This window comes from Nostoc sp. MG11 (genome assembly GCF_014904695.1).
In the GTDB taxonomy this organism is placed as follows: Bacteria; Cyanobacteriota; Cyanobacteriia; order Cyanobacteriales; family Nostocaceae; genus Komarekiella.
Genome location: NZ_JACXXN010000043.1, coordinates 1 through 24,258, shown reverse-complemented (window position 1 = coordinate 24,258; position 24,258 = coordinate 1). Strand labels below are relative to the sequence as shown.

General features: G+C 46.2%; 30 protein-coding genes and 1 pseudogene. 22 read left to right on the top strand and 9 right to left on the bottom strand.

Going from position 1 to position 24,258, the window contains the following annotated elements; genetic code table 11:
- Positions 1-27: 27 nt before the first annotated feature.
- Complete coding sequence (locus tag HCR01_RS30990; RefSeq protein WP_193199837.1) at positions 28-1,299, bottom strand: MFS transporter; 1,272 nt, start codon at positions 1,297-1,299, stop codon at positions 28-30.
- A gap of 299 nt (positions 1,300-1,598) precedes the next feature.
- Positions 1,599-2,519, bottom strand: coding sequence for a LysR family transcriptional regulator (locus tag HCR01_RS30985; RefSeq protein WP_193199836.1), 921 nt, complete (start codon positions 2,517-2,519; stop codon positions 1,599-1,601).
- Between the two features lie 162 nt (positions 2,520-2,681).
- On the opposite strand from HCR01_RS30985, the gene HCR01_RS30980 reads away from it, so the two are divergent.
- The 3 genes from HCR01_RS30980 to HCR01_RS30975 all read left to right on the top strand — a co-directional run bounded on the left by HCR01_RS30980 (position 2,682) and on the right by HCR01_RS30975 (position 6,026).
- A complete protein-coding gene (locus HCR01_RS30980; protein WP_226889761.1) occupies positions 2,682-3,917 on the top strand; it encodes a DUF3500 domain-containing protein in 1,236 nt (411 codons plus the stop codon).
- Positions 3,918-4,610: 693 nt separating this feature from the next.
- Positions 4,611-5,030: a hypothetical protein gene (locus HCR01_RS39250; protein WP_226889760.1), complete on the top strand. Its 420-nt coding sequence runs from the start codon at positions 4,611-4,613 to the stop codon at positions 5,028-5,030.
- A gap of 42 nt (positions 5,031-5,072) precedes the next feature.
- Positions 5,073-6,026, top strand: coding sequence for an IS4 family transposase (locus HCR01_RS30975; RefSeq protein WP_226889759.1), 954 nt, complete (start codon positions 5,073-5,075; stop codon positions 6,024-6,026).
- A gap of 63 nt (positions 6,027-6,089) precedes the next feature.
- On the opposite strand, the gene HCR01_RS30970 is transcribed toward HCR01_RS30975, so the two are convergent.
- Positions 6,090-7,028 carry a helix-turn-helix domain-containing protein gene (locus tag HCR01_RS30970; protein WP_226889758.1) on the bottom strand — a complete coding sequence of 313 codons (939 nt, stop codon included), beginning with the start codon at positions 7,026-7,028 and terminating at the stop codon, positions 6,090-6,092.
- Between the two features lie 524 nt (positions 7,029-7,552).
- Positions 7,553-8,485, bottom strand: coding sequence for an SDR family oxidoreductase (locus HCR01_RS30965; RefSeq protein WP_320073217.1), 933 nt, complete (start codon positions 8,483-8,485; stop codon positions 7,553-7,555).
- On the opposite strand from HCR01_RS30965, the gene HCR01_RS40580 reads away from it, so the two are divergent.
- Positions 8,371-8,619 carry a hypothetical protein gene (locus HCR01_RS40580; protein ID WP_320073220.1) on the top strand — a complete coding sequence of 83 codons (249 nt, stop codon included), beginning with the start codon at positions 8,371-8,373 and terminating at the stop codon, positions 8,617-8,619. The genes HCR01_RS30965 and HCR01_RS40580 overlap by 115 nt on opposite strands.
- Positions 8,610-9,593: an AraC family transcriptional regulator gene (locus tag HCR01_RS30960; RefSeq protein ID WP_193199834.1), complete on the top strand. Its 984-nt coding sequence runs from the start codon at positions 8,610-8,612 to the stop codon at positions 9,591-9,593. Before HCR01_RS40580 ends, HCR01_RS30960 begins: the two co-directional genes overlap by 10 nt.
- A gap of 48 nt (positions 9,594-9,641) precedes the next feature.
- Here HCR01_RS30960 and HCR01_RS30955 read toward each other — a convergent pair whose 3' ends face one another.
- Entirely contained in the window at positions 9,642-10,532 is an 891-nt protein-coding gene (locus HCR01_RS30955; RefSeq protein WP_193199833.1) for an AraC family transcriptional regulator, read from the bottom strand.
- Positions 10,533-10,735: 203 nt separating this feature from the next.
- On the opposite strand from HCR01_RS30955, the gene HCR01_RS30950 reads away from it, so the two are divergent.
- Positions 10,736-11,473 carry an SDR family oxidoreductase gene (locus HCR01_RS30950; RefSeq protein ID WP_193199832.1) on the top strand — a complete coding sequence of 246 codons (738 nt, stop codon included), beginning with the start codon at positions 10,736-10,738 and terminating at the stop codon, positions 11,471-11,473.
- A 140-nt stretch (positions 11,474-11,613) separates the two neighbouring features.
- The gene (locus HCR01_RS30945; RefSeq protein WP_193199831.1) at positions 11,614-12,369 is read left to right on the top strand and encodes an SDR family NAD(P)-dependent oxidoreductase; all 756 of its coding nucleotides are present in this window, start codon (positions 11,614-11,616) and stop codon (positions 12,367-12,369) included.
- Positions 12,370-12,713: 344 nt separating this feature from the next.
- Here the strand turns inward: HCR01_RS30945 and HCR01_RS30940 are convergent.
- Together HCR01_RS30940 and HCR01_RS30935 are read right to left on the bottom strand one after the other, a co-directional pair.
- Positions 12,714-14,009: pseudogene (locus tag HCR01_RS30940) on the bottom strand (IS4 family transposase); the annotation flags it as partial.
- A gap of 234 nt (positions 14,010-14,243) precedes the next feature.
- On the bottom strand, positions 14,244-14,426 hold the full coding sequence (locus tag HCR01_RS30935) for a hypothetical protein (protein WP_193199830.1): 183 nt from the start codon (positions 14,424-14,426) through the stop codon (positions 14,244-14,246).
- 423 nt (positions 14,427-14,849) lie between these two features.
- Between HCR01_RS30935 and HCR01_RS30930 the strand changes: the two genes are divergently transcribed.
- The 8 genes from HCR01_RS30930 to HCR01_RS30890 all read left to right on the top strand — a co-directional run bounded on the left by HCR01_RS30930 (position 14,850) and on the right by HCR01_RS30890 (position 18,602).
- Positions 14,850-15,122 (top strand): helix-turn-helix domain-containing protein, encoded by a 273-nt coding sequence (locus HCR01_RS30930; protein WP_193199829.1) that lies wholly within the window; start codon positions 14,850-14,852, stop codon positions 15,120-15,122.
- Positions 15,123-15,363: 241 nt separating this feature from the next.
- Entirely contained in the window at positions 15,364-15,750 is a 387-nt protein-coding gene (locus HCR01_RS30920) for a hypothetical protein (RefSeq protein ID WP_193199827.1), read from the top strand.
- Entirely contained in the window at positions 15,731-16,114 is a 384-nt protein-coding gene (locus HCR01_RS30915) for a hypothetical protein (protein WP_193199854.1), read from the top strand. The genes HCR01_RS30920 and HCR01_RS30915 overlap by 20 nt, the downstream gene beginning before the upstream one ends.
- Before the next feature lie 155 nt (positions 16,115-16,269).
- Entirely contained in the window at positions 16,270-16,758 is a 489-nt protein-coding gene (locus HCR01_RS30910; RefSeq protein WP_226889757.1) for a hypothetical protein, read from the top strand.
- A 327-nt stretch (positions 16,759-17,085) separates the two neighbouring features.
- Positions 17,086-17,544 (top strand): hypothetical protein, encoded by a 459-nt coding sequence (locus HCR01_RS30905; protein ID WP_193199826.1) that lies wholly within the window; start codon positions 17,086-17,088, stop codon positions 17,542-17,544.
- 41 nt (positions 17,545-17,585) lie between these two features.
- Positions 17,586-17,774, top strand: coding sequence for a hypothetical protein (locus tag HCR01_RS30900; RefSeq protein WP_193199825.1), 189 nt, complete (start codon positions 17,586-17,588; stop codon positions 17,772-17,774).
- Between the two features lie 11 nt (positions 17,775-17,785).
- Positions 17,786-18,256: a hypothetical protein gene (locus HCR01_RS30895; protein ID WP_193199853.1), complete on the top strand. Its 471-nt coding sequence runs from the start codon at positions 17,786-17,788 to the stop codon at positions 18,254-18,256.
- A 31-nt stretch (positions 18,257-18,287) separates the two neighbouring features.
- On the top strand, positions 18,288-18,602 hold the full coding sequence (locus tag HCR01_RS30890; RefSeq protein ID WP_193199824.1) for a hypothetical protein: 315 nt from the start codon (positions 18,288-18,290) through the stop codon (positions 18,600-18,602).
- Positions 18,603-18,690: 88 nt separating this feature from the next.
- Here the strand turns inward: HCR01_RS30890 and HCR01_RS30885 are convergent, their stop codons facing one another.
- Both HCR01_RS30885 and HCR01_RS30880 read right to left on the bottom strand, forming a co-directional pair.
- Positions 18,691-19,623 (bottom strand): cytosolic protein, encoded by a 933-nt coding sequence (locus HCR01_RS30885; RefSeq protein ID WP_320073215.1) that lies wholly within the window; start codon positions 19,621-19,623, stop codon positions 18,691-18,693.
- A gap of 127 nt (positions 19,624-19,750) precedes the next feature.
- Positions 19,751-19,993 carry a helix-turn-helix domain-containing protein gene (locus HCR01_RS30880; RefSeq protein ID WP_193199823.1) on the bottom strand — a complete coding sequence of 81 codons (243 nt, stop codon included), beginning with the start codon at positions 19,991-19,993 and terminating at the stop codon, positions 19,751-19,753.
- Between the two features lie 387 nt (positions 19,994-20,380).
- Between HCR01_RS30880 and HCR01_RS30875 the strand changes: the two genes are divergently transcribed.
- The 7 genes from HCR01_RS30875 (at position 20,381) to HCR01_RS30845 (ending at position 24,086) form a co-directional block, all read left to right on the top strand.
- A complete protein-coding gene (locus HCR01_RS30875) occupies positions 20,381-20,758 on the top strand; it encodes a hypothetical protein (protein WP_193199822.1) in 378 nt (125 codons plus the stop codon).
- 81 nt (positions 20,759-20,839) lie between these two features.
- A complete protein-coding gene (locus HCR01_RS30870) occupies positions 20,840-21,175 on the top strand; it encodes a hypothetical protein (protein ID WP_226889756.1) in 336 nt (111 codons plus the stop codon).
- Positions 21,176-21,275: 100 nt separating this feature from the next.
- Complete coding sequence (locus HCR01_RS30865) at positions 21,276-21,605, top strand: hypothetical protein (RefSeq protein ID WP_193199820.1); 330 nt, start codon at positions 21,276-21,278, stop codon at positions 21,603-21,605.
- A gap of 19 nt (positions 21,606-21,624) precedes the next feature.
- Positions 21,625-22,971 (top strand): replicative DNA helicase, encoded by a 1,347-nt coding sequence (locus HCR01_RS30860; RefSeq protein ID WP_193199819.1) that lies wholly within the window; start codon positions 21,625-21,627, stop codon positions 22,969-22,971.
- Positions 22,972-22,976: 5 nt separating this feature from the next.
- On the top strand, positions 22,977-23,189 hold the full coding sequence (locus HCR01_RS30855) for a hypothetical protein (RefSeq protein ID WP_193199818.1): 213 nt from the start codon (positions 22,977-22,979) through the stop codon (positions 23,187-23,189).
- A gap of 109 nt (positions 23,190-23,298) precedes the next feature.
- Positions 23,299-23,712, top strand: coding sequence for a hypothetical protein (locus HCR01_RS30850; RefSeq protein WP_193199817.1), 414 nt, complete (start codon positions 23,299-23,301; stop codon positions 23,710-23,712).
- The gene (locus tag HCR01_RS30845) at positions 23,709-24,086 is read left to right on the top strand and encodes a DNA cytosine methyltransferase (RefSeq protein ID WP_193199816.1); all 378 of its coding nucleotides are present in this window, start codon (positions 23,709-23,711) and stop codon (positions 24,084-24,086) included. The genes HCR01_RS30850 and HCR01_RS30845 overlap by 4 nt, the downstream gene beginning before the upstream one ends.
- Positions 24,087-24,258: the final 172 nt, after the last annotated feature.

Genomic DNA, 24,258 nt, shown 5'->3' with positions numbered 1-24,258 from the left:
CTTGCTCCTTTAAACTAACGAGGGAATCTAGTGATATTGATTCAGTTGATCATCCATTGCATGATTTTTCTGATTCAGACGCTTGAGTGCTGGAATTGCGATCAGCATGATGACGACAGCAGCGAACGCCTGAACGGTAGCCGCCCAATAAGGAGCGGATTGACTCACGGCTTGGTATAGCCAACCTGCCCACAGAGGCCCAATCACTTGCGCGAGCGCCATGACCGCAGCAATACTGCCTTGAACCCGCCCTTGGAGATCCGCGCTCATGCTTTTTGACATCGCTCCGGTGAGACAGGTCTGCACAAGCGGTTGTCCCAGGCTATAGATCACCATTCCTCCGTAAACCAGTGGCAAAGCGCCTGTAAATGGAAATAGACCGATCAGAAAGAATCCAAATCCGGCGATCGCTCCACCCACAATTGCCAAACGAATCTCTTGAAAACGTCGGAGTAGCAGAGGTAAGACGACAAGCTGAACTAAGACAACAATGATCCCGAAGGTAATCAATAAAGGAGAAATCTGCTCTGGAGTCCAATTGAGGCGATCGGAAAGCAAGCTCGGCAAGCTAGACGAAGGCAGAATCACAATCGTCCAGAACAGCAGATAACTCAAAAGCAGCAGTCGGAGTTGCGGAAATTGCAAGATGTCACGCGCCTGAGTCAGTGGATTCAGGTGACTGAGCGGAAGTACGGTCAATCGTTGGGCAGGCGGCAAGCTTTCCGGCATCGAGAAATAGCCCCAGATGGCAGCAAAAGCGAGCAGCCCGATCAGCACATAGAGCGGCGCAACCGGGCTAATTCGCGAGACAAACCCACTCGTGGCGGGTCCAACAATAAACCCTGAAGCAATGGCAGCAGTCAGAAAAGCAAAGTAGCGAGTGCGATCGCTAGGTTTGGTTGTATCTGCTACATAGGAAAAAGCGGTGCCAATCCAACAGTCAGATACGCCGACGATCATCCAGCCAACAAACAATACCCACAGTACCCCACCGATCGCAAACATCGAAAAGCCGAGGATTGCGCTACACAGACTCACCAGCATGACCACTCGTCGCCCATAGCGATCGCTGATTGCTCCCAGACTAGGCGCACTGAGGAATTGTGCGAAAGAATAGCTAGAAAACAACAGTCCGATAGTGAAGGCATTTCCACCATATTGCTCGACTAAAGCTGGCAAGATTGGACCAATGAGTCCGATATAAAACGTACTTAGAAATGCAGCAAAGAGAATAAATGGAGGCAACCGACGAGGCGGTTTCGGCAAAGCTGCGCTTCGCGCTAATCGCTCAGTATTCATTTACTATTCTCCAATGTTGATAGTTGGATCAGATTGGCTTTGCAGAGAAGTTCAGCAGATGCCTAGCGATCGCTTTCACTGCGCTTCCTTAATTTCAATTAAGCCAAACTCAACCAACAAAGGACATGGATATTTTCTCGACAGACTTGCTCATTTCTAAGGAATGCAGAAAGTCAATGGTCATGATTGAAAACAATTAGCTTGATAAGCTTTGCCGAAAGCTCAAAGGCGACAGTTTAGTATGTTTTTTGAAGAAACGGGAGAGGTGTCCTGCATCCTTCTTAAATGCATTCTAGTTATCACCCTTGTTTCGCAGTCGTCCGGATCTGGTCGCGGAACCATGCATGTCCAGAATCACCACTGAGTCGAGGATGCCAGATCATTGTGTAGGGAAAGTCACCAATCTCTTGAGGGGGTAATACCTGCCGAAAGTGTGACAACTTTGAGAGTTCGAGTGCTAGACGCATAGGGGCGGTGAATATCAGGTCGGTACCCACAATATTGAGCGCAGTTGCCATGAAGTAGGGAGACTGGAGTACGATATTTCTCGCCTTACCCAGATCAGCAAGCGGACGATCAATCATAGTTTGCTGCCCTTCGGCTGTGGCGACTACTGCGTGTGGGCGATGCAGATATTCGTTCAAAGAAAACCGCTTGCCCCTGAATTTACAGTCCGCACTTATCAGGCACACAAAGTGCTCGTGGTACAGCACTTCCACCTTCAATCCCTTGGGTGGGGTGGGCACGCTGCCGACACCAAGCGCCACGTCGCAGCGACCCATCTCCACGTAACGATAACTGTCTTCTGTCCAGCCAATGACTTCAACGCGAACGCCAGGAGCAAATTTGCGACAGATCTGCACGGTGCCACGGACGATAACAGCGGCAGCATAATCGGTGCCTGTGACCCGGAAACGTTGTTGTGAGGTGGAAGGGTCAAAGTCATTGCTGCCAATCACTGCGTTTAAGCGAGGCAAGAGAACTTCCAACTCTCGCAGCAAGCGATCGCCACGCGGTGTTCGCTCGTACCCTACGCCGCTACGAACGAGCAGGTCATCGCCAATTGCCGATCGCAACCGCCCCAACACACGGCTCATTGCTGGTTGGCTTAGAGAGAATCGGGCTGCCGCACGAGTGATATGCTTCTCCTCTAAAAGAGCTTGTAGAGCCAGAAGCTGATTGAGATCAATGCGCGAGAGATTGGGGAACTGTTGAGCCATGATCCAAGTATATACCACTGTTGATATAATGCTTATTCATAATATGCATTGGACACATTATAGATGTTATGTAATGGTTGTAGTAGGTTCACTTTACGCCCGGCTGAATCGGTTTAAGCAATTGCCTATTGCGATCGTTAAAGCCAAATCTAGAAGGTCATTATGAACATGAAACGTCGTAAATTCTTGGGCATCATGGCAGGCACTAGCGTCGTTGTCAGTCTCGCTAGTGTCTTGACACAGGGTGTCAAATCCCATGCACAGCAATTATCAGGTGCTCTCGCTGAACGCTTCCGGCGCAGGTCGCAAGAAGCCGAAGCCCGTGGTCTAGCCGAGCCGTTTAAGGGTGTTACCACAAACGGCGATGTTGTCTCAGGTTTGTTCCCCATCCGCTCGACCGGAGTCTCCACTGCGCCCGTCCGCAGGTCTGCTGATGCTTTTCTCGCCACCTTGACCCCGGAGCAGCGCAGCAAGACGATATTTTCAGTTGACGACCCGGAATGGCGTAAGTGGATGAACCAGCACTTTTACATCCGTCAGGGCACGGGTTTCTATGAAATGACTGAGTCCCAGCGCGAGGTAGCTTTCAATCTGTTGCGAGCCTCGCTCAGCGCTAAGGGATTGGAACAGTCGCGCGACATTATGCGGCTCAACCATACGCTGGGCGAGCTGAACAATAACTTTGACGAATACGGCGAGTGGCGCTACTGGCTCACGGTGATGGGCACGCCTTCAGATACGGAGCCGTGGGGCTGGCAGCTCGACGGGCATCATCTGATCGTCAACTACTTCGTGCTGGGCGATCAAGTGGTGATGACACCCACTTTCATGGGTTCCGAGCCAGTGACGGCTAACTCTGGCAGGTACAAAGGCACGACTGTGCTGCAAAACGAACAAAACAAGGGTCTGGCGCTGATCAACGCGCTCAATAATGCACAGCGTAAGAAGGCTATCATTGAGGTTTCCAAGACCCGCAACAATAGCGTGGGTGAAGCGTTCAGTGACAACATCGTTCTCGACTATGCTGGCATTCGCGCTGCGGAGTTCACAGCCGAGCAGAAGAAGCAATTGCTTGATGTGATCAGCGAGTATGTGGGGAACATGCGCGACGGACACGCAGAGGTCAAGATGTCCGAAGTGCGGCAGCATCTGGACGAAACCCGGTTCGCTTGGATCGGCGAGACGAAGCCAAACAGCGTCTTCTATTACCGTATCCATAGTCCGGTGATCTTGATCGAGTTCGATCATCAGACGCCGATCGCTCTGCGGTATTTAGAACGTGGTCAGCCTACACGCGAGCATATCCACAGCGTAATACGAACGCCGAATGGCAACGACTACGGTAAAGATCTACTCCGGCAGCACTACCAACAGCACCCGCACCCACACAGTCACTGAATGATTTTGTACAGTGCAATATCTCAGCTTGAAGATGGCCGAATAACAAGTCGAATAATAATAGGAGATATGCATTATGCTACGTAGGTTTAGATATTTGATTTCCCTGTCACTGTTGGTCTTTTCACTTATAGCGCTAGGTTCGCCCGTACTCAGTCAAGCGCAAAGTCAGTTGCCGTATTGGACTGAGGCTGCGCTGACATTTCGACATTCATAGATACGAACGCTGGAAAAAAAAACGACTAGATCGCACTTTCTTCGGAAGTTTACAGACAATTCAGACCATTTGAGCTACAAAACCGATATCTCGCCAGAGTTTTGAGCTTTTTGTCTGTATCAAATAGTATAAAATTAGATGCGCTTGCCCTGTTCGCCCTACTGAGGACAGGCACATTTTTTAGATAGACTTGTCTATCTTTAAGTATGGAAAAGCCTACTGAACAGAATGGCATAAGAAAAGCTATTCGCTATACAGGATAAGCGCTACAGATTTTAAAGCTATTAAACAGTGTGGTGACGGGGCAGGCGATTGTCCTTGATGAAGTGTTGCGATCGCTATGAAGTTTGCTCCCGGTGTAAGCGCCCGCCTTATTAAGATGCTTGGGGCGGTAAACTACGCTATGCCTGACTCCAAACAGTGCAAAGATGTACGGGTTATCCAAAAATTTTTAGATAGGAAAAGCTTACTCGTTCATGAAATACTTTCAAAAAGACGAGCAAGCAAACATCATAAATACTACTGTGACACTACGAGTACAAATCCTCAAGGATAAATTCAATAAAAGTTTAGGATTACCATTTCGAGAACTTTCACCAGAGTCTGTAATTGTACAAGCACTCTTTGAGCTAAAAATTAAATCCTACAAGCGATTATTTGACCTAGTAGTAACGCTTAGGACGTTTTTGTCTCAAGTCTTAGATACTGATAAAACTTGCCACAATGCAGAAAGCAGAGTAATTGCTTATCTAGCTAATGAAAGTGTAGAAGTTCCATCAACTGATACAAGCGCTTATTGCCAAGCTAGAACAAGACTACCAGAAAAGTTATTAGAAAAACTTTTTGGTGAGGTGGTACAGAACTTAGAAGAGAAAGTGATAGCAGAATATTTATAGTGTGGTCGAAATGTCAAAGTAATAGATGGGTCAAGTGTATCAATGCCTGACACTGTGGAGAACCAGAAAGCATACCCTCAACCAAGTACTCAACAGCCTGGATGTGGGTTTCCAATTGCCAAAATCGGTGTGATATTTAATTTAGTGACAGGAGCCGCTGTTGCCTTAGATATAGACGTTCTGAACACTCATGATGTCAAACTCGCACGGAAACTCTATGAATTTCTTAATCCCTTAGATGTCCTTTTAGAAGATAGGGCTTTCTGTGCTTACGCGGATATGGTTGCTATTAAAAAGCTTAATTGTGATGCTGTATTTCGGAAGCACCAAAACCGAAAAACATCCATACGAAAAGGGAAAATTGTTGGAGATTGTGACAAAGTTGTTACTTGGTACAAACCCAAAAGATGCCCTTCATGTTTGAGCAAGGATGAATTTGATGCTCTGCCTCAAACTATAGTCGTGCGAGAAATCTACTATTACATTGTTATTCCTGGTTTTCGTACTCAAAGAGTCAGTTTAATTACTACTCTCTTAGATATAACAACTTATCCTACCTTAAAAATAGTCCAACTTTACTATAAACGTTGGCAAGTTGAACTGGATTTAAGGCATCTTAAAACTGCGTTAGGAATGGATTTTCTCCGATGCAAAACACCCTCAATGGTACGCAAAGAAATTTATGTTTATTTGCTAGCTTACAATCTACTTCGTAGCTTGATGTGGTCGGCTGGAATTACTTATGGTACGCCTCCAAATCGCTTATCATTGCAAGGTACTAGCCATCATTTAATTAACTTTATTCCCCAATTGTTAACTGGGGGCGACGCAAAACGCCAGCAAATTTATTACACTTTACTTAAAGTTGTTGCTCACAAGGCTGTAAGCGATCGCCCTGCTAGAAACGAACCACGCGTTCGTAAACGTCGTCCAAAAGCTTACCCCTTAATGACAAAACCAAGGAATGAAGGGAGCAAGCAATTACAAACTGCTTAAACCAAAAGGGTTTCGGCTTTTCTTAGTGCCATTCCCTACTGAACAGAATTAAAAAGATAATGCTTAGCTCTGTAAGCTTTGCCGGAAGGTCAAAGGCGACAGTTCAGTGTGTTTTTTGAAGAAACGGGAGAAGTGTCCTGCGTCCTTAAATCCCAAGCGAGTAGCAATTTCCTGTACTGATTCCGACGATCGTGCCAGCAGTGCCTTTGCCTCCGCGATCGTCTTCTCCGTAATCCAAGTATTGACTGATTTACCTGTTTTGTATTTGATGACAGTGCTGAAATAATTAGGATGTAAATACTGTGCCTGGGCATAGTCCTGCACTTGGAATAAGCGAGCACGTTCCCGTGTAGCGGAGCTATCGCATTTGCCAGCGAGTAGATCGCGAAAGTGCGCTTCGAGATTACGTTGAAACGTCAGTGTAATATTAGAGCTGGTTGAAGCTTCAGTCAGTGGATCATACGCCTTCCAAAACCGCTCTTTGATTTTGAGTAGCAGTACCACCATTAAACATCCAATCACTTTATGCTTATAAGCAGAATCCGACTGATATTCCTGCAACAACAGACCGCCTAAGTCATCAAAGATTTGGAAAATTTCGCGATCGGGATAGCTCGGTGGCACAACTTCAGCAATCAGAAATGGAAATTCATCAAAAATATTCTCATGAACATATTGCTTCAGGAATGATTCTGAGAAGGTGATGATATAGCCTTTTAATGTTTCATCAACCTCGAATCCCTTCACATGACCCGGATTCGTAAAATAAATGGTGTTGTCTCGAGTCACATAGGATTGGTCGTCAACGAGGTAGCGACCTCGCCCTTCGCGCAGAATTAAAACTGTGTAGTAGCTTGTCCGAAACAGTGGAGACTTGATTGGAAAGTTTGGAGAAAGCTCCTCATTCCGATGAATCGTAAAATCAACATCTTGCTCTAGCTTGCCACCAAAGGAAGCATAAAGTTCAGACATCGAGTCGTAGGTTTTAATTGTGTCACTCATTCGGATTGATGTGAATTATTACTCCGGCAACTAAAGATCGTGTATGAAAACCAGAAACGTGTATGTTGCGCTGCGCTTAACGCGGCGCAACATACACTCTCTTTTATTGCCGATTTAATATAACCATAATTTGGTAGAGCGGTGTTGCATAACCAGTACGAGACAGGGGATAGAATACATAGATTAAGAAGCAACTAATCTAGGCTCAACTATGTTACGCAACAAAGCCAATCAGCGTCGCAGTTTCTTCACCTTCATCGCGTTTGCCGAAAAACACAGCTTTTGCACCCGCAGCATCTAGGGCGTTGCCTTCGGCAGCGGAGCCACCGCGGTGGCTCTGCCAATTTCGGATGTGCCTTCCATGACTAAGACAACTTTATTTTCAAGCATCATTTTTCAAGCATCATAATGTTTCCCTCCTGTTTTGAACTACTTTTCAACCATACTAATGAGCGTTGCGATGTCATTTAATTTGGTGCTGTCCGCATACGGGAATTGACTGCGATCGCGTGCCCTCTGAATGGCTATTCTACCTTGGAGACCTGTCTCAACTTAGCCACCATTGCTTGATATGACCCTGATTTGATATCCGTCAGCATATCAACGCCCTTTGGCTGCCATCCCAACTGTTCTACTGCTTTGCGATTAGCAGCCCGGTTCGGGTCTTGAACAAACGCGGTGAGGAATTCACCCCATTTCGTTTCCGCCTCTTCGCGGCTCACCGAGCGGACTGGCACTTGGAGAACGGCTCCGATCGCCTCAGCCATTGCCTTCAGAGTTAGGCTCGTCGATCCAGTTCCGTTAAAGACCTCTCCGGCCTTCGCCTTTTGTGCAGCGAGCAGGAACAACTCCGCTGCATCGTCCACATGCACGTCAGATGTCCGCAAGCTGCCATCATCAGCATAGATGGACTCACCGTTCTCGGCAGCCTTCTGCATCAGCAACGGCAGGAAGTAGCTGCCGCCGCGTCCATAGACGTAGGGAGGCAGACGAATCACGCTGACCCGCACCCTGTCGTCGCTCAGACTCAGGGCATGACGCTCGGAACGGATGCGATCCTTGAGGACAGCAGTTTGCGACGGCGGTGCGTCTTCACTCGTCTCACCCCCATCTGGATCGGCAGCAGCCAGCCCCGAACCCGATGTTGTCACTAGCGCTTTCCCTGTACCGCGTAACGGGTCGCCCAATGCATCTACGGCATCCGCATCAACGCGCAGAATCTTCTCGTAATCCATTGCCCAATCGTGAATGTAGGCAAGATGCAACACGGCATCGGCTTGGGCACTCTCCTGCCGCAGTACGTCCAGACTGGTCAGTTCTCCACGCACAGGAGTTGCACCAAGTGCCCGCAACATTGCATCTCCATCCTCTCTCCGCGACAACCCGTATACATCATGTCCTTGGGCGATCGCCCGTTCTGTTACAACGCGTCCAATATATCCGGTTGCTCCAGTCACGAAAATTCGCATTTTCTCCTACTCCTGTTCCAGATAAATATCCTGCGTCACTGGTTCATCTTAAAATCGAAAGAGCAGACGATGCCTGTGTGTTCGTCTGTATTTCATTCGCGATCGTCTTGCTATGGATGTAATCGATCAACTTCTCGCCGATTTGCGTCAGGAAAGCTGCGTTTTTTGCCAATTAGAGGCAACCGAGCCTTGGCGGATTCAGAAGAGCGCCAGCTCTGTCGCACCATTCTATGTAGTGCTTTCCGGCAAAGCCCAAATTGGAACCGCAAACAACCTTTACGACCTGTATGAGGGAGACTTCCTGGTGCTGCCCAGCGGAGAGCCGCATGATCTGACGGGTTTCGACTCCGCAAGAGCGCCTGCGGTGCCTTTGCTAAGGCTACTGGATCAGGCGGGCATCGAGCCATATCGGCGCGGTATGCGCTATCGCAGAACAGTCCACCTCCAGCATGGCGGCGGTGGTTCGCAAAGTGTGATCCTCGTCGGCATCTTCTCCTTTGGTGACCCCTACAGAAATCCGCTACTCACCGCATTGCCACCGGTGCTGGTTGTTCGTTGTGGAACAGACTGCAATATACCGTGGTTGAGAACGATCCCAAACGCCATTGCGGAGGAGCTTGCAGAAGGACAGCCAGGCTCAAATCTAGTGGTCACTAAACTCACTGATCTGCTCTTTATGCAGGCTCTCCGCACGTATCTGGCGACAGACCTGCACAATTCCGTTGGCTGGATGCGCGGCATCATGGACCCGCTGGTCGGGCGGGCGATTGGCTGTATGCATGCCGCACCGGAACGTCGTTGGACATTGCAAATGCTTGCCGAAGAGGTTGGCTGTTCGAGAGCCGTCTTTGCACAGCGATTCAGCACTCTAGTAGGACAGGGGGCGCTGAGTTATCTGACCGCGTGGCGGATGCACGTTGCCGCTGGACTGCTGCTCGATGGAACCAACAATATTGGAACCGTGTCTGGTCGAGTCGGTTATCGATCAGACGCAGCCTTCTCGATCGCATTTAAGCGCTGGTCAGGTATCCCACCTAGTCAATATCGCGCTGAAATGCTTCGGGCTTCAACTGGCGAACACTTCGATAACACGTAAATAGTGAGAATTGAGCCAATGGAGCGGTCATTATGCTGAGTGTTGCGTCTATTCCTTTGCACTTCTCATCCGACTCGCATGACGACCGGGTGACTCGCCAAAGAGGCGACTATACTCACGATTGAATTGCGACGGGCTTGAATAGCCCACGGCATATCCAGTGCTAGAAACATCTGTGAGTTGGCTTGTAAGCAGACGCCTCGCCTCCTGAAGACGAATACACTTTTGGTATTCGAGTGGACTCATGGCAGTGATTTCACGAAAATGGCGATTCATCGTCGAAACACTCATCCCCGCAATTCTGGCTAATTCATCTGCGGTATAGTCAGTCGTGTAGTGTTCGTGCAACCAGGCAATCGCTCTGCCAACCTTTGACAGTCGGCTGTTTGCTTGACTTGCCGACAGCAGTGACCGACCCCACGGACCAACGTAGAGTCGATAGAGCAGTTCCTGCTCGTATAACGGCGCCAGGACATCAACATGCTGGAGATTGTCGAGTAATTGCGCCAGCCTGAAGGCGGCATCAATCACTTCGGTTGTAGCGGTTCCCACCTGAAGCCCCTGATTGCTTCCTGGTGTGGTGCTGGACACCACTGGTGCTCGAATAGCGATTTCGGCAAGCGTTGTGGGGTGTAGATCAAGGCATAGCGAGAGATACGGAGTCTCAGGAAGCGCCTGCAAAATCGTGCCCACAACCGGCAGATTGACGGTAACGAGAAAGCAATCGCCTGGTGCGTACTCAGACGTCTTCTCACCAAAGAACACTTGCTTTCGACCAGAGACAACTAAGCAGAATAGCGGGTGATAGACGGCAGGCGTTCGAGTGGTTGGACGATCGGCATGAAAAATTGAAAGCCGAGGCACCAGGGTGGGCTGTATTTGTTCCGACGCGAAGCTGTGGCGTGAAAGAATCTGAGCGAGTTCATGTAGTTTGTTCACAGTGATCCATCACGATCGAAGTTCATCTAGTTGCTTAATTTTATCAATTCTGAGTGAATTAGGCAGTTATTTGAGTGGATTGTCAATTACTTTTCAGTCTGTAAGTGCCATAATTCAAAGTAATGAAGCAAAGTTCCTAAAAGAGCGCAGTCGCGTTCTTGTTCAAATTAAAGCGGAATGTGCAATTTAGGAGGTACAGTTTCATGACGACTAACGAAAACACACAGAAAGTTGTGCTGATTACTGGTGCGAGTAGCGGTATTGGTGAAGCCACTGCTAGATTACTTGCTCAGAAGGGTTTACGGGTTGTGCTGGGGGCACGGCGTACCGATCGACTGGAGATGATCGCCTCCGAAATTCGCCAGAAAGGAGGTGCAGCCGCCTGTCATGCCCTGGACGTAACTAGCCTCGAAGACATGCAAGCCTGCGTTGAGTTTGCCAAAGACAAATTTGGTCGGCTTGATGTGATGGTGAACAATGCAGGGTTGATGCCGCTCGCGAAGCTAGAGGCGTTGAAGATCGACGAATGGAATCGCATGATCGATGTGAATATTCGCGGCGTCCTTCATGGCATTGCTGCCGCCCTGCCCGTCTTCAAGCAGCAGCAGTCTGGACAGTTTGTGAATATCTCCTCGATCGGTGGGCACAACGTATACCCAACCGCAGTCGTGTACTGCGCCACCAAGTTTGCGGTCTCAGCAATCTCCGAGGGACTGCGGCAGGAATCGACGGATATTCGGGTTACAGTGATCTCGCCCGGAACAACCGAATCTGAACTGGCTAGCACCACGACCGATGCTGAAGCGGCACAGTGGTTGGAGGAATTCCGCGAGGCAGTGATCTCAGCAGATGCGATCGCCCGTGCCATTGCCTTTGCAATCGAGCAGCCCGCAGATGTGGATGTCAACGAAATCATCGTCCGACCGATCAGACAGAATTAAGGCTCCACTGAGGATAGTTTGATCTCAAGCATCCCCTTACAGCACTCACAGCCCCACACCTCATAGTGCTTGAGCATTCGTCATCACAGACTTATCTCAAAATATATCCATCAACCAAAGATCAACCAAGGAGTTGTCGCATGACTAAAATCACCCTAATCACCGGAGCCAGCCGTGGGCTTGGACGAAACACGGCTTTAAGTGTGGCTCGCCAAGGCGGCGATGTCATCATTACGTACAAGAGCAGTGCCAAAGACGCGCAAGCCGTTGTCGCCGAGATCGATGCGATGGGTCGCAAGGCGATCGCCTTTCAGCTCGACAGCAGCGATGTCACCGCTTTCGCGCCCTTTGCTGAGCACCTGCGGACAGCGCTGCGCGAGACCTGGCAGCGCGAGACCTTTGACCACCTTGTCAATAACGCCGGTTATGGCGAGTACGCTTTGATTGAGAAGATAACCGAGGCGCAGTTCGACGCGATGGTCAATGTCCATTTCAAGGGCGTATTCTTCCTTACCCAGGCGCTCTTGCCGCTTTTGGCGGACGGCGGTCGCATCGTGAACCTAGGCACTGGACTGACCCGGGTGTCCTACCCCGGCTATTCCGCTTACGCGGCAGTCAAGGCCGCAGTCGATATGCTCACTGTCTACATGGCTAAGGAGTTGGGCAGTCGCGGGATTGCGGTCAACACGGTTGCACCAGGCGCGCACGAGACCGATTTCGGTGGCGGTCTCGTGCGCGACAACGCGGATGTCAACCAGCAATTTGCTGGCATGACCGCGCTCGGTCGCGTCGGTGTGCCGGACGACATCGGACCGATGATTGCCAGCCTGCTGTCCGAGAGCAACCGCTGGGTGACTGCACAACGGATCGAAGTATCCGGCGGTCAAGGCATCTAAATCGGTCAGCCGTCAACTGAGTGAGGCGAAGGCATTGAGCGTCGCCTCGCCATCGTCAATAGGGCGAGAAGCGAATAGTTGCAGCGATCGAGGCTGTAGAAATCAACATAAATTGAGATCTCAATTTATGTCGAACCCTATCTCTGACCTCGGTCGCGATCTTCAAATTCTAATCGCTACAATTTTGACGTGATGATGCTTTCATTAATTCTCCAACATTGCATTTTCTCAACCTGAACTCGACCCAGATGGATGGAAAGGCTTGGTTTCCCGTTGGATGTAACCCAACTTCCGCACCCCATCAGTGAGAGGTTAAGGTAATTGCACTTTTGTCAAGAGGGTGTAGGAAAAGGAGATAAATCTAGCTTTGAGACTGGTTTTCGTAGGGCTTTGACTATTCCTAAATCTTGATTTTCTTTGGCAGCGAAATACTGAATAGGGTCTTCAGCTTTGCCTTTGTCATAGGCAACGCTAAAATAGTACAAACCACCAAAGATCATCTCCAAAGAAATGCGGTCAAACGGCAGAGATAATTCGTCAGCTACCGCATCTCTCAAGTCAACTAATACTGCATAAAACAGCCAAGTAGCCCAGACTTGTAACTTGACACCATTAATAGAACCCGTCCACAAATAAGATAGCCCTAGTAAGCGTTTTACCGTGTAAAAAGCTTCTTCAATTCTCCATCTCCGGCGATATAAATCTGCCACAACGTATGATGGTAATATATTTGGATCGAGAATAGAAGTAATGTAAGAATAGCTAGTTTTACCAACTTTTATTTCGATTAAACGTAAAGTTAAGAACTGGTGCGCCACCGCGACCAGTACCAAGTTGAATCAATCGGTATTTAAGAGAATAGTCATAGCTAAAAATCTTTAGATATTTAATAGATGCTTTAGCTTTTAAACGAGTAATAAAATGGACTTCTTGGTTAATAAGTTGTTGTAAAAAGTGGAAATGATAAAAACCTCTGTCAAGTAAAATCAGAGTTTTAGTAGGCAGTAAATTTAATAATGCCGCTTCAAAATTAGTGTCTAATGCTGCTGGATTAGTGTGAAACCAAACTTCGACGGGTAAACGCGTGACCAAACAATAACTGTACAAATTTTTCCGGCTAACTGTCCTGTTTTTAAGTCTTCCAGGCTTTTTAGCTTCCGAAATAACGCTTCTAATGTGGAGCCATCAGCTATCCAAATATGTTCAAAATTCGCCCGTGCAAACTTAACACTATCTGGCAGTGGTCGCCTAAGCCGTTGCTGCCAATCTAATTGTAACTGAGGTAGTAAATCTTTAAAGACTCGCTCAAATAATTCAGCAGGAAATGCCAAAAATCTTTGAGAAAGTGATTGTTGAGCAACTTTAGTTACACGACACCATAAGAAACCTTCTCTTGCCAAAAGGCGATTTAACTCTTGTACTCCAGGAACTTGCCTCCACAATAGTATTAATACTGCTGCTACCATGAACGATAAATTTAAAATTCTATCTCTTAATCCTAATTGTTTGTAATATTTTTGTTGAGCAAAAATAGCTGGAGTAAATAACGCTTCTAATTGTTGAAAAATCGCCTCATTATCTATAGTAGGAGTATTATGTTTGTGTCCGTGGTCAGAGTTTTGTTTTTGTCGCTTGGGCATAATGGTAGACCAAACTTTTCATTACCTTGTTTGATAATTGAATTTACCTAACAATGCTGCCCAATTTTTATGTCGTTACAATACTTTTTCATCTCCTATAAAAGCAGTTCAAGACTTTAAAGATAATGATAATCAAGGATATTTTGAGTATTTTAACTGATTGACAAAAGGCACTTTATCTTAAACTCTCACTGATGGCCCTCACCACCTCCCTATTATTACCTTTTGTTAACATCACAGCACAAAGACTGTAGACAAGGCATTGGGCATTTGCCGTGCCTTCTGTGCAGTCTTGTGGAATTGCAGAAGGCGATCGCTCTTAGTATGCGATCGCCTTTGTTCTGAAAAATCGAAGTTCTTACAACCAGTTTTTAGACGTGGTAGGTCATCGGAATCATCTCGCGGTGGCTTGATCATTACAAGTTTAAGGCTTCCGGCTGCTAGTCCCGGCGGCTGTTAGCTTTAATTAGCTGAAATCATGTCTTGGAACTATGTTTGGACTCGGACGTTAACTTGATTTGATTAGGTTGATCTTGAGTGCCCCTATATTTAGCTGGGAGGCTGGCGCTCACTTCCTCCCTTGTGATTACCACCACAAACCATTAGCTAATGGTTGTTAAATAAGTCTAAGATGATTCCAGTGACTAGCTTATTGACTTTTGTAAATCATTAGCTTATGGTTTATAGAAGGTAGCTAATAGTTAATCGCAGGAGGTCAATTAGGCAGTAGTTCTTCCCTTGACATCACCATTAACCTCTCAAAATCCATAAACTATTAGCTGTCGGTTGTCAACTAACAGCTAATAGTTAATGCTTCAATCAAAGGAGGTGATTTAGGAAATGGAAGTGAAAGTAACCATCACGATTGATGTTCCAGGGTTGGAGAACGATTTAGCCGAAGCAATGAAAGAGAAAGGTTTGTCTTTTCAAAAACTTGGTGAGGCAGCAGGTGTTACAGGAACAGCTGTTTGGCAAATAACTAGCAACAAAAATAAGTCTATTAAGGTTGAAACCCTTGGCAGAATAGCCAAAATATTAGGAGTTGAGTGTCAGCCGAATATAGAATCACTCGCCATTGAAGAGGTCAAAAGTGCATTTAGCAAAACCTCTTAACTGAAGCGATCGCCCACCGTCCAAAGTCAGCGATCGCCTGTCCTATTTTCCAAGGAACAATATGAGTTTACCTTTAAATCAGTCGGTGTTGCTGGAGTCGAGAACGCTGAGGGCTTCGGCTTTAAAAAATTTTGAGAGCGACAAAGCTTTATCCATTCTCTCCAAGGCTAAAGCAATAATTTTCGCTATCTGAGGTGGCAGTGGTTGGGCTACCACTGCACAGGTAGCAGAATATTTTGAGGTGACGGAATCAGCGGTTAAAGAACTCTACAGGGTTAATCACCCGGAATTCCGAACTGAAGAAACTAAAACCTTCACAGGAAAAGACTTACGGGATGCTCGACAGACGCTCTGTCTACCATCTAAGACATCTCAGGTTAGAGTTTTTTCGGCTCTTGGCGTGTTGAGAATCGCAATGTTGTTACAGCAGTCTGAGGTAGCAGCACAAGTAAGAACCATCATTTTAGATTTAGTTGCATCTGTACCTTCTATCACGGAAACTCATTCTCCCACACCAGCCCTCCCTCCAGTTGAACAGCGGCTAAAAACGCTGGTGGAAGCAATGAAGACCTTGACTGAGGTTAACAGGGCAAAAGCTCAACCCTTATATGGAGCAGCAGATAAATGATTACGCCGCCAATCTGTTTGCTGACTACAACAGACAGTCACTCCCTGGTACACAAGAAAAATGGATGGGCGTGGTCAACTTCGCGGAGAGTGAACTGGGTAAGAAAGTCCCTATCAAAGGCACTCACTACCGGGGACATCTGGGGACGTGGGTGAGAACATTCTATCCACAACTGGGCGATCGCCAAGAAACGCGACTGGTTAATGGCGTTCAACAGTCAGTTTATGTCTACGCCTGCCATGAGCCGATTGTTGCCGCAGGATTGACCAAAGCTGTAGAGGAGTTCTTTGCACACCCAAGTCCTGGTACAGCGCTCTCGAAAGCGGGGGCTTTCAGTAGCAAAAAGGAACGGGCATCAGTTTAGTAGTCTCAGTCATTATTTATCAATTATCAGTTGCCTGAAACGTTGATAAATACTTACCGCTAATTACTTCACTGACACCCGCATTCAACGAATAACTGTATCAAAAATTGTAATGCCTGTTGCACAAACAAGAAATACTTTGCAGACGAGTGAAAATGACTAAATTCCAAGACCCAAGAGCAGCCACAATAGCTCAACAAATCGACTCCATCAACACTGCCGGGTACGAGTCAGCTTACGACCCAGTTCTTCAAAATCATGTAGTACAAGGTGGCCTCTCCCTAGTTGAAGGCATACTGCGTTTCGATGTGTTCATGGGAAAAGTGCAGCAAGCCGCTAGAGAACGAGAAAGTGTCTGGGCATCTCAGGTAGAGCAGAACATCAGCGGAATTGAATGGTACACGGTTGAGTACGGTGGCATCACGGCGGAGCTTCCCAGGCTGCATGAAGACTTGAAGTTTGTGCCTGAAGATAAACAGATTCTCATGCAATCCAAGCCTGTGGCCCTTAACTTCCTCGCACACTGGAATCAAGTCTTCAAGGTGTGGCGCTATAACAAAGATGATTGCAACCGCTGGAGTCGAACCAGGTGGGGGAACTTTTACACCCAATACTTGCAGCGAGAGTGGTTGGATTTGGGTTGAAGATTATATCTCCACGCTACTCCTGCAAGATGGAACTCTTGTAGATAACCCTACATTCGCAATTAACGCTTGCTGCTACTGGGGAGATCCAATGGACGTCCATTGCACAGATAGATGCATACCCTCAATCTGGCTCGGTCTGGTTCCAGTGGAATAATTTTACCCCGTGGAGATGAAAGCGATGCCTGCGGCAATCCCAAGGGGAATGCTTGTCAAGCAATCGCCTAATCAAGAAGGAGTAATTATCCATGTCTAACTTACCAGTCTTTAGCTAATTAATTCCAGACATTCTAGTGACAACAAAACTCTATATCTTCCCACAACTCTATGGAAATTAACAAAATCAAAGTCAAGGATAACGACATAGAAATCATCTACGATTTACCTCCACAATCTAGCTCAAATGAGCGTAAAACAGTTAAATTTTTCTGTAATGAAGAACCTAAAGTATCGTTCTTTAATGCCATGAATGCACTCCTAGATGAGGCAATAAAGTTCTGTGGACTAGACTCTGACACTTGGGCAGAAGGAGAAGTTACAGGTGTCACCCTCAAACACTTCGATGATAGCGTAGGTATTAACATCACTGTTCAGAACAAAATCAATGATTTGGTTGTAGTGGTGAACACGCCGCATATTTCATCTGCTGTAGTTTCAGATGAATTAGAAAAACGTATTGACAAACTGCTTGCGGAGTCTGAGGCGTATATTCAGGGTCAGCGATCGCAAATGTCATTGTTTGATGAGAATGAGGAAGTTGCTGTCAGACAATTTCAAATGCAGTAATTAAGTTAAGCGATCGCTATACACCAAGCCTGATTAAAAACATGCAAGTCATCGTTGAAGTCATAGAAAAAGTACCCCGACAAACGCCAGTTGAAATTCCTGACGGATTGGAATCAGATGCTATTAAACAATATTTAGTAGACAAATACAATGCTGGTGAGTTAGATGAAGATTTCGAGATTTGTGGAGTCGAGTTTGAATCAATCAGCGCACTAATTATTCAAGAGTAAGGAGAAAAAGTATGACCGTTATAGAGCAAGTATCAACAATTCCTTGGAATACTGACGACTGGGAGACACCCGACAGCATTGCACAAGCGATGACACAGCTAATACTACTAAGCGATTTGTACATTCTCGAACCTTGTGCTGGTACTGGTCAAATCGTTAAGCATATCGCACACCCCTATATGCGAAATATCCTTTGCATGGACATCAACAAAAGCCGGATGGAGAAGGGACAGCGAAATGCTCCTGACTGCACTTGGCTGTGTACTGATTTCTTACGTTCAGAGATCGAACTTGCAACTGAATTCGATCTGGTGATTACAAATCCGCCGTTCAGCAAGTGCATGGAGTTTATAGGCCAATACAGTTCAGTTAAGCCCAAAAAATTAAATTATGTAGGTTGGGTTGAGGAACGAAACCCAACGTTTGCAGGCCTTTGTTGGGTTTCACTGCGTTCAACCCAACCTACAATTATTCTTAACTGAACCGTATTGGTTTATAGGCCGATCGCTTTCCTTGCTCAACCCTAACAATCCTTCGGCGCGGTTGCTGTTTCTAATGCCGTTTGATATTTTCCAGGCTAAAAGTCGGGCTAGTGCATTTAGTAAGCTAGACGCGCACATTCATCATGTTTACCCGATAGTGGGGCGGGTGGATTATCTAATTAACGGTGTGCCAGCATCGCAAACTTATGTGGAGAAAGGAGGAAAGCTGGTTAGACGTTCAGGCAGGCAGACATGCGATGCTATTTGGGACATCAGACCAAGTAAGCAAGGTGGCTGCACAACTTTCATTGATTCATTAAGTAGCCAGCCGCTCAGAATACATTAATTCTGGTGTTTCAAATTTGAGAGCTTAATTCAAGCGAATTTACGCGCCTTACGCCAATTGAACCTTGAAAATCAAATATCAAACAACGCTAATTTTCTGGCTGGGTATCGGTTGTCGAGCGCCGGATTATCTGGCGTAACTCATCTAAGTTACTTGCCGTTTCCAAGCCTGCAAGAACTGCTCTTAATTGCTCGACATCCTCAATCGTTGAAATTTCTGCTAATAGGCTTAAACCTTCAGTACCAAATCTCAGTTTTAAGCCTAATTCAATTCCTTCTAACAGTCCTTGGCGAATGCCACTGCGTTCAAAGCTGGTGACGTACTGCATACGCTGTTCTTCCTCTAATTGTTCTAATTCCCGCTGAAACTCTTGCTCTAAATCCAATGGTAGCGTTAGCATCCAGTCGATGAAAGCTAACAGGTTGAGAACAGCCTCCCGCCCAAACCCCTGCTCGTACAATCGACGCACCAAAGCCAGCTTTGATTGTTTTCTCTGTAACCTATCACTACGGGTTTGTACCGCCGCTAGGTGAGCCATTACCACAGTAGCAAACGGGTTACGGCTGGCTTCGATCTCGGATTGCCTTTGTTGATAGTCTATCAACTTGATTATAGGGAATTGAAAATCAACTTTACAGCCAAACAACTCGTAACCAAAATGCGATGGCCGCCAGTTCACCCTTTCGTCACCAAGCACCGCCAATGAGGCAACAGAACGATTGTAACGGTCAAAAATCCTGTAGTTGTAGACAAACATACGTCTGGGAAAATCAGTTTCTTCTTGGCTCTGCACTTCTACATGTACCAATACCCAAACTTCATCACCTCCAGCGCGATAGACTTTTACCAACTTATCAGCAAGTCGCTTTCCTAATTCTGTATCGCGCACCACCTGAGCCAATTCTTTATCCAAAAATTCAAAGCCCCGACTCCAATCAATATTCTCGGTGCGCCTGTGGAAAGAAAAACTGCATGAAGTCCGCAAAATACAACTGTAGTATCTGCTTCCAGGGCGAATCATATTCGGTTTGCGGGGTTTTATCGGTCATAGTAAAAAATCTAGAGGTTTTGATAGCAGCGATGTCTAACGACAAGCCACAAAGTGTCTACGCTCCTACATGAAAACGAAAGAGTTGATGACAATAGGCTCAGTCATCAAACTTTACTCCAAAATCCGCGCCCAAAACTTCTTCTATTCTGCGAAGTGTTGGTTCTGGTAAAACGTCATTTTCTTCGCGTTCAATTCGATACCAATTAGCACGAGTCATATTGGCAGCTTTCGCTAGTTCCTCCACTGGACGCGGATCTCGCTCTCTAATTTCTTTGATCTTAGCTCCGATGCCAGGGGCATCTATTCTCATAACCCTTTCTATTTGCACACTTACAGACATAGACAATTCTCCTTTATTCAATCATCTCGCAAATCTTATGTAAATTGTAGAGTAATACTTGACGAATGTCTAGTCAGAGGATACAGTTTTGATTACAACGAAAGCACTCCGATACATAGTCTGAAGCAGACATCGATATTTCTGGTAGTCTGTCAGCCTTCAAATTGCCACAAACCACGGAGAGTAACTATGAACTTCGCAAAGTTATTAGCACCAGTACAATCGAACGCTTTAAAGAAGTAAGTAATGGGCAAAGTTGTAGCAGGAAAATCACCCAGGAGTCATTACACCCAAATATCAAACTCGCTAATCCGAGACACAAGCAGCATCGATGACGGAACTTTTCGACTGATTTGTTGGATGACTTCACACGATGAAGGCTTTGAAATGAATTTTAGTAGCATTCAGCAAGCACTTGGCTACGGCAGAGACAAACTTAGAAAGATTCTCAAAACTGCCGAAGTTCATAATTATTTAGTGCGGCGCAGAGTTAATGACGAGAATGGCTTTTTTGATTGGGAATATCACATCTTCAAGGACACCGTAGATGCAATCACATTCAAAGAAAGCTTACCGAAAAACGAAAAATCTCATCCAAATAACAACTATACGGAGAAGAAAGATGTATCAGCACCATGCCCTGAAAATCCGTCGTATGGTTCATCCGGTAGATGGTTAAACCGGCAGATGGTTGATCCGGTAACTGGTGGATCAGGGGGTGCATATATAAAAGAAGAACAATATAAAGAAAACCAAAAAGAATAAAAACACATACAAGAAGCGCCCCCTAAACCCGGCGCACCCCCTACCCATGAGAGTGTGTGTAAAGAAGAAAAAAACCGGGAATTGATTTATAAACAAATCGAGTCTTGCGAACAAGAAGTTAACCCAGAATTTTCCTCTTTGTTATTAAATAAATCCGAGTCTTCGCAACAAACCGATAACCCCTCTTGTGGAATTTCTATTGCGGCGGAGTTGTTCGACTATATCGAAATAACGAACAATACTGAGAGCAATCAAGCATCCAAGCCAAAATCTGTAAAGTTCCAGTCAATTGAGGACTTGATAGACCAGATATTACTAGACCCCAGTGTTATGGCGTCTGACTCATTACCAGCCGTCTACAAGAGTGAAATCAAGATGCGTGGCTGGCGGTTTCCCTGGCGCACTACATACAACTAGGGACAAGATTTATCAAACCTGCGATCGCGCCCTTGTAGAGTTAATCGCCAAAGAAAGAGCCGGCTAGAGTCAGGTCAATTGGTCAGAGAAAATCCCAACGGTGATGAAGTCTATTGGCAATATGGAAGCAACTAAGGGTGCCTTAGAAGAGTTGATGAGCTATTGGCACAAAGTCCTTGTACAAGAGGAAAAACGTATGTCTCAAGTGCAAACACAAGCCACACCATCAAACATCTCACTTGCACAAGCCATAGCTCAAGACAAACTGCGTCGTCAACAAGAAGAACCAAAACTCCAGCCAGAGCCAATGCCGTTGGATGAGATCAAACAGCAGCTTTTAGCCAAGCTTGAAGTTGATGCTGTGCCAAAAACAGTTCAATCAACTTCTAGATTTTCTCATCACCTTTGCGAGAACTCGAAGCCCAGTTAAAATTAGCAAGAGCCTAGTTATGTATAATAATCGGTCTAATCAAGACAACGTACTTTCTTTTTCCTGCGACCGCGCTCAAGACCGTTTACCACCACAGAACATTGAAGCAGAAGAGAATATTCTAGGTGGTATTATGCTTGACCCAGAGGCAATCAGCCGAATTTCGGATCTCCTCATCTCAGAAGCTTTTTATGTGAGCGCCCACAAGGACATTTATGCTGCCGCCCTCAGACTCCACACACAAGGAAATCCCACAGATCTGCTTTACTTGGCAACTTGGTTAGCTGACAATGGTTTGTTGGAGCGTATTGGTGGCAGAAACAAGCTGGCTACTTTGTTCGACCGTACTGTGTCTGCTGTTAACATCGATGCCCTCGCCAACTTGGTGATGGAGAAATATCAGCGTCGGCAATTAATTAAGGCCGGTAATGAAATTGTGCGTCTGGGGTATGAAACCGAAACCGATTTACCACAAGCTGAACAAAGAGTTTTTAGCGTTACCCACCAAGCCGATGGCGATCAACATAAAGTCTTCAGCGCATCTGAGATGGCGGTTGACCTCTATCAGAAACTCGAAGCTGGTCAAACCGCAGGTGAAAAAGTCGGATGGTATGACCTGGAGTCAATTACTGGTGGGATTTATCCAAGTAGCTTAGTGGTAGTTGCGGCGGAATCTCACATGGGTAAAACTCATTTCATGATTTCTTACGCCTACGAAATCATGACCAAGTTGTCTAAACCAGTCCTCTATATCACCCCAGAATTAGACAAAACTCTTGTCAATCAAAGGATGATTTCAAGAATCACAAATATAGACGCGGCACTGATTCAAACCAAAGCTCAATCGTATTGGCCACAAATAGCGCAGGGAGTAGCACAACTGTCAGACCTTCCTTGGAAACTTTACGAGTTCTCCTCCCCCACCCCCACGATGATTGGCTCGGCAGTGCGTCGTGCTATTGCTGAATTCGGTGGCTCTATTGGTGCTGTATTTGTTGATTATTTGCAGCATATTCCTTTGGAATCGGGCGGTAACATGGCACATGAGGTGGGCAAGATTACCCGTCAGATTCGGGACATTGCCAAGTATCACAAAATCCCCGTTTTCTTAGGCTGTCAAATCAATCGCTCTAATCAGAACTCTGCTGATAAACGCCCCAACCGTCATTTACTCCGCAACTCTGGTGAGATATTCGAGGTTTGTGACCAACTAATCATGCTCTATCGCAACTCTGTCTACAGCAACGACAGCAGCGATCGCACTATCGAGTTGATTATCGAGAAAAACCGCCTTTACGGCAAATTAGGCACTGCAACTATGTTGTGTGATTTATCCACTTCTCGATTTTTGAATATGGCGAGGTGATCCTGATGAAATATTGGCGGTTTGAAAGGACTTATCTTGTTTACATTGACCATGATTATGATGTCCCATTGCAGTTTATTTGCACCGAAGAAAGATTGAGCCAATGGGTACAACATTTGAGCGAGAAACGTTGGGGTATACCATTCGTAATTGATGAGTTTTTTAATACTGCATCTACTTGGATGATCCAACACCAAAAAGACAAAGTGTTTGCATGAAAACCCTTGAGCTAAATACCATTGTTTCCTGCATACCATGAAGCTAAAACTTTACGCCTACAGGAGTTAGAACAACTACTAGCCCAAGACTTGGGCTTCCCTCATTCCAATGGGACTAAAGAAATACAAGACTCGTTCTTGGGCTACAAATTACAGAGGCCCACTGTTGATTTGTGCTGCCAAAAAGATTAGTACTTACCAAGAACTGACTCATTGCTACTTGCTCAATAAATATCAACAGATACTAGTAGAAACTGACAATTATTTAGATTGGGTTGATTTGCCTAGAGATTGTGCAGTTGCCCTGGTGGATTTGACCGACTGCATACGCATGACTCCAACGTTCATCAGTCAACAGTCGTCAGATGAGATTGACTGTGGAGATTGGAGTGTCGGCAGATTCGCTTGGAAACTGGAGAATATCAAGCGGATCATGCCTTCTATTCCCATCATTGGCAGACAGGGGCTATTCAATGCACAGGTGGAGCTAAAAGAAGAAAAGTTGGAGGTGATCGCCTTATGAAATTAGTACTCTCGCTTTTCTCTGGCATCGGCGGACTATGCCATCACGGTATCTCTTGTGCTGGTTTATCCCATAAATTCCAAGTCCAGCAATTTGTCGAAATATCCCCTTATTCCCAATCAATATTGCGTCATGAACAACCGACAGTCCCAATCGACCCTGACATCAATAACTACAACTGCTCCCGCCACCAGTTTGACATTATCTGTGGGGGACTGCCTTGCCAGGGTACAAGTAACGCCGGAAATCGACAGGGACTACTCGACCACAGATCAGGACTTTGGACAGAACAATTCCGAATTATCAACCAGTGTAGACCAGCATTTGCTCTCATCGAAAACCTCACAGGTTTACTCCATCGCGGACTTGCCTAGATTATCGAATGGCACTAAGAAAAGCTCTAAGCTATGCAGAATAAGGGCTACAGCTTTTAATGCTAGAAAGCGGGGTAATGGTATGAGCCAGGCGATTGCCAATGGAGAGATGAGGTAAGGTTGCCCAAAAATTTTTGTCGGTAGAAAAAGCTTACTCGTCCGTGAAATACTT

Coding starts and splice junctions, on each gene's coding strand:
- HCR01_RS30990 (WP_193199837.1), bottom strand. CDS start 1,299: ATGAATACTGAGCGATTAGCGCGAAGCGCAGCTTTGCCGAAACCGCCT.
- HCR01_RS30985 (WP_193199836.1), bottom strand. CDS start 2,519: ATGGCTCAACAGTTCCCCAATCTCTCGCGCATTGATCTCAATCAGCTT.
- HCR01_RS30980 (WP_226889761.1), top strand. CDS start 2,682: ATGAACATGAAACGTCGTAAATTCTTGGGCATCATGGCAGGCACTAGC.
- HCR01_RS39250 (WP_226889760.1), top strand. CDS start 4,611: ATGAAATACTTTCAAAAAGACGAGCAAGCAAACATCATAAATACTACT.
- HCR01_RS30975 (WP_226889759.1), top strand. CDS start 5,073: ATGCCTGACACTGTGGAGAACCAGAAAGCATACCCTCAACCAAGTACT.
- HCR01_RS30970 (WP_226889758.1), bottom strand. CDS start 7,028: ATGAGTGACACAATTAAAACCTACGACTCGATGTCTGAACTTTATGCT.
- HCR01_RS30960 (WP_193199834.1), top strand. CDS start 8,610: ATGGATGTAATCGATCAACTTCTCGCCGATTTGCGTCAGGAAAGCTGC.
- HCR01_RS30950 (WP_193199832.1), top strand. CDS start 10,736: ATGACGACTAACGAAAACACACAGAAAGTTGTGCTGATTACTGGTGCG.
- HCR01_RS30945 (WP_193199831.1), top strand. CDS start 11,614: ATGACTAAAATCACCCTAATCACCGGAGCCAGCCGTGGGCTTGGACGA.
- HCR01_RS30935 (WP_193199830.1), bottom strand. CDS start 14,426: ATGATCAAGCCACCGCGAGATGATTCCGATGACCTACCACGTCTAAAA.
- HCR01_RS30930 (WP_193199829.1), top strand. CDS start 14,850: ATGGAAGTGAAAGTAACCATCACGATTGATGTTCCAGGGTTGGAGAAC.
- HCR01_RS30915 (WP_193199854.1), top strand. CDS start 15,731: ATGGAGCAGCAGATAAATGATTACGCCGCCAATCTGTTTGCTGACTAC.
- HCR01_RS30910 (WP_226889757.1), top strand. CDS start 16,270: ATGACTAAATTCCAAGACCCAAGAGCAGCCACAATAGCTCAACAAATC.
- HCR01_RS30905 (WP_193199826.1), top strand. CDS start 17,086: ATGGAAATTAACAAAATCAAAGTCAAGGATAACGACATAGAAATCATC.
- HCR01_RS30900 (WP_193199825.1), top strand. CDS start 17,586: ATGCAAGTCATCGTTGAAGTCATAGAAAAAGTACCCCGACAAACGCCA.
- HCR01_RS30895 (WP_193199853.1), top strand. CDS start 17,786: ATGACCGTTATAGAGCAAGTATCAACAATTCCTTGGAATACTGACGAC.
- HCR01_RS30885 (WP_320073215.1), bottom strand. CDS start 19,623: ATGATTCGCCCTGGAAGCAGATACTACAGTTGTATTTTGCGGACTTCA.
- HCR01_RS30880 (WP_193199823.1), bottom strand. CDS start 19,993: ATGTCTGTAAGTGTGCAAATAGAAAGGGTTATGAGAATAGATGCCCCT.
- HCR01_RS30875 (WP_193199822.1), top strand. CDS start 20,381: ATGAATTTTAGTAGCATTCAGCAAGCACTTGGCTACGGCAGAGACAAA.
- HCR01_RS30860 (WP_193199819.1), top strand. CDS start 21,625: ATGTATAATAATCGGTCTAATCAAGACAACGTACTTTCTTTTTCCTGC.
- HCR01_RS30855 (WP_193199818.1), top strand. CDS start 22,977: ATGAAATATTGGCGGTTTGAAAGGACTTATCTTGTTTACATTGACCAT.
- HCR01_RS30850 (WP_193199817.1), top strand. CDS start 23,299: ATGGGACTAAAGAAATACAAGACTCGTTCTTGGGCTACAAATTACAGA.
- HCR01_RS30845 (WP_193199816.1), top strand. CDS start 23,709: ATGAAATTAGTACTCTCGCTTTTCTCTGGCATCGGCGGACTATGCCAT.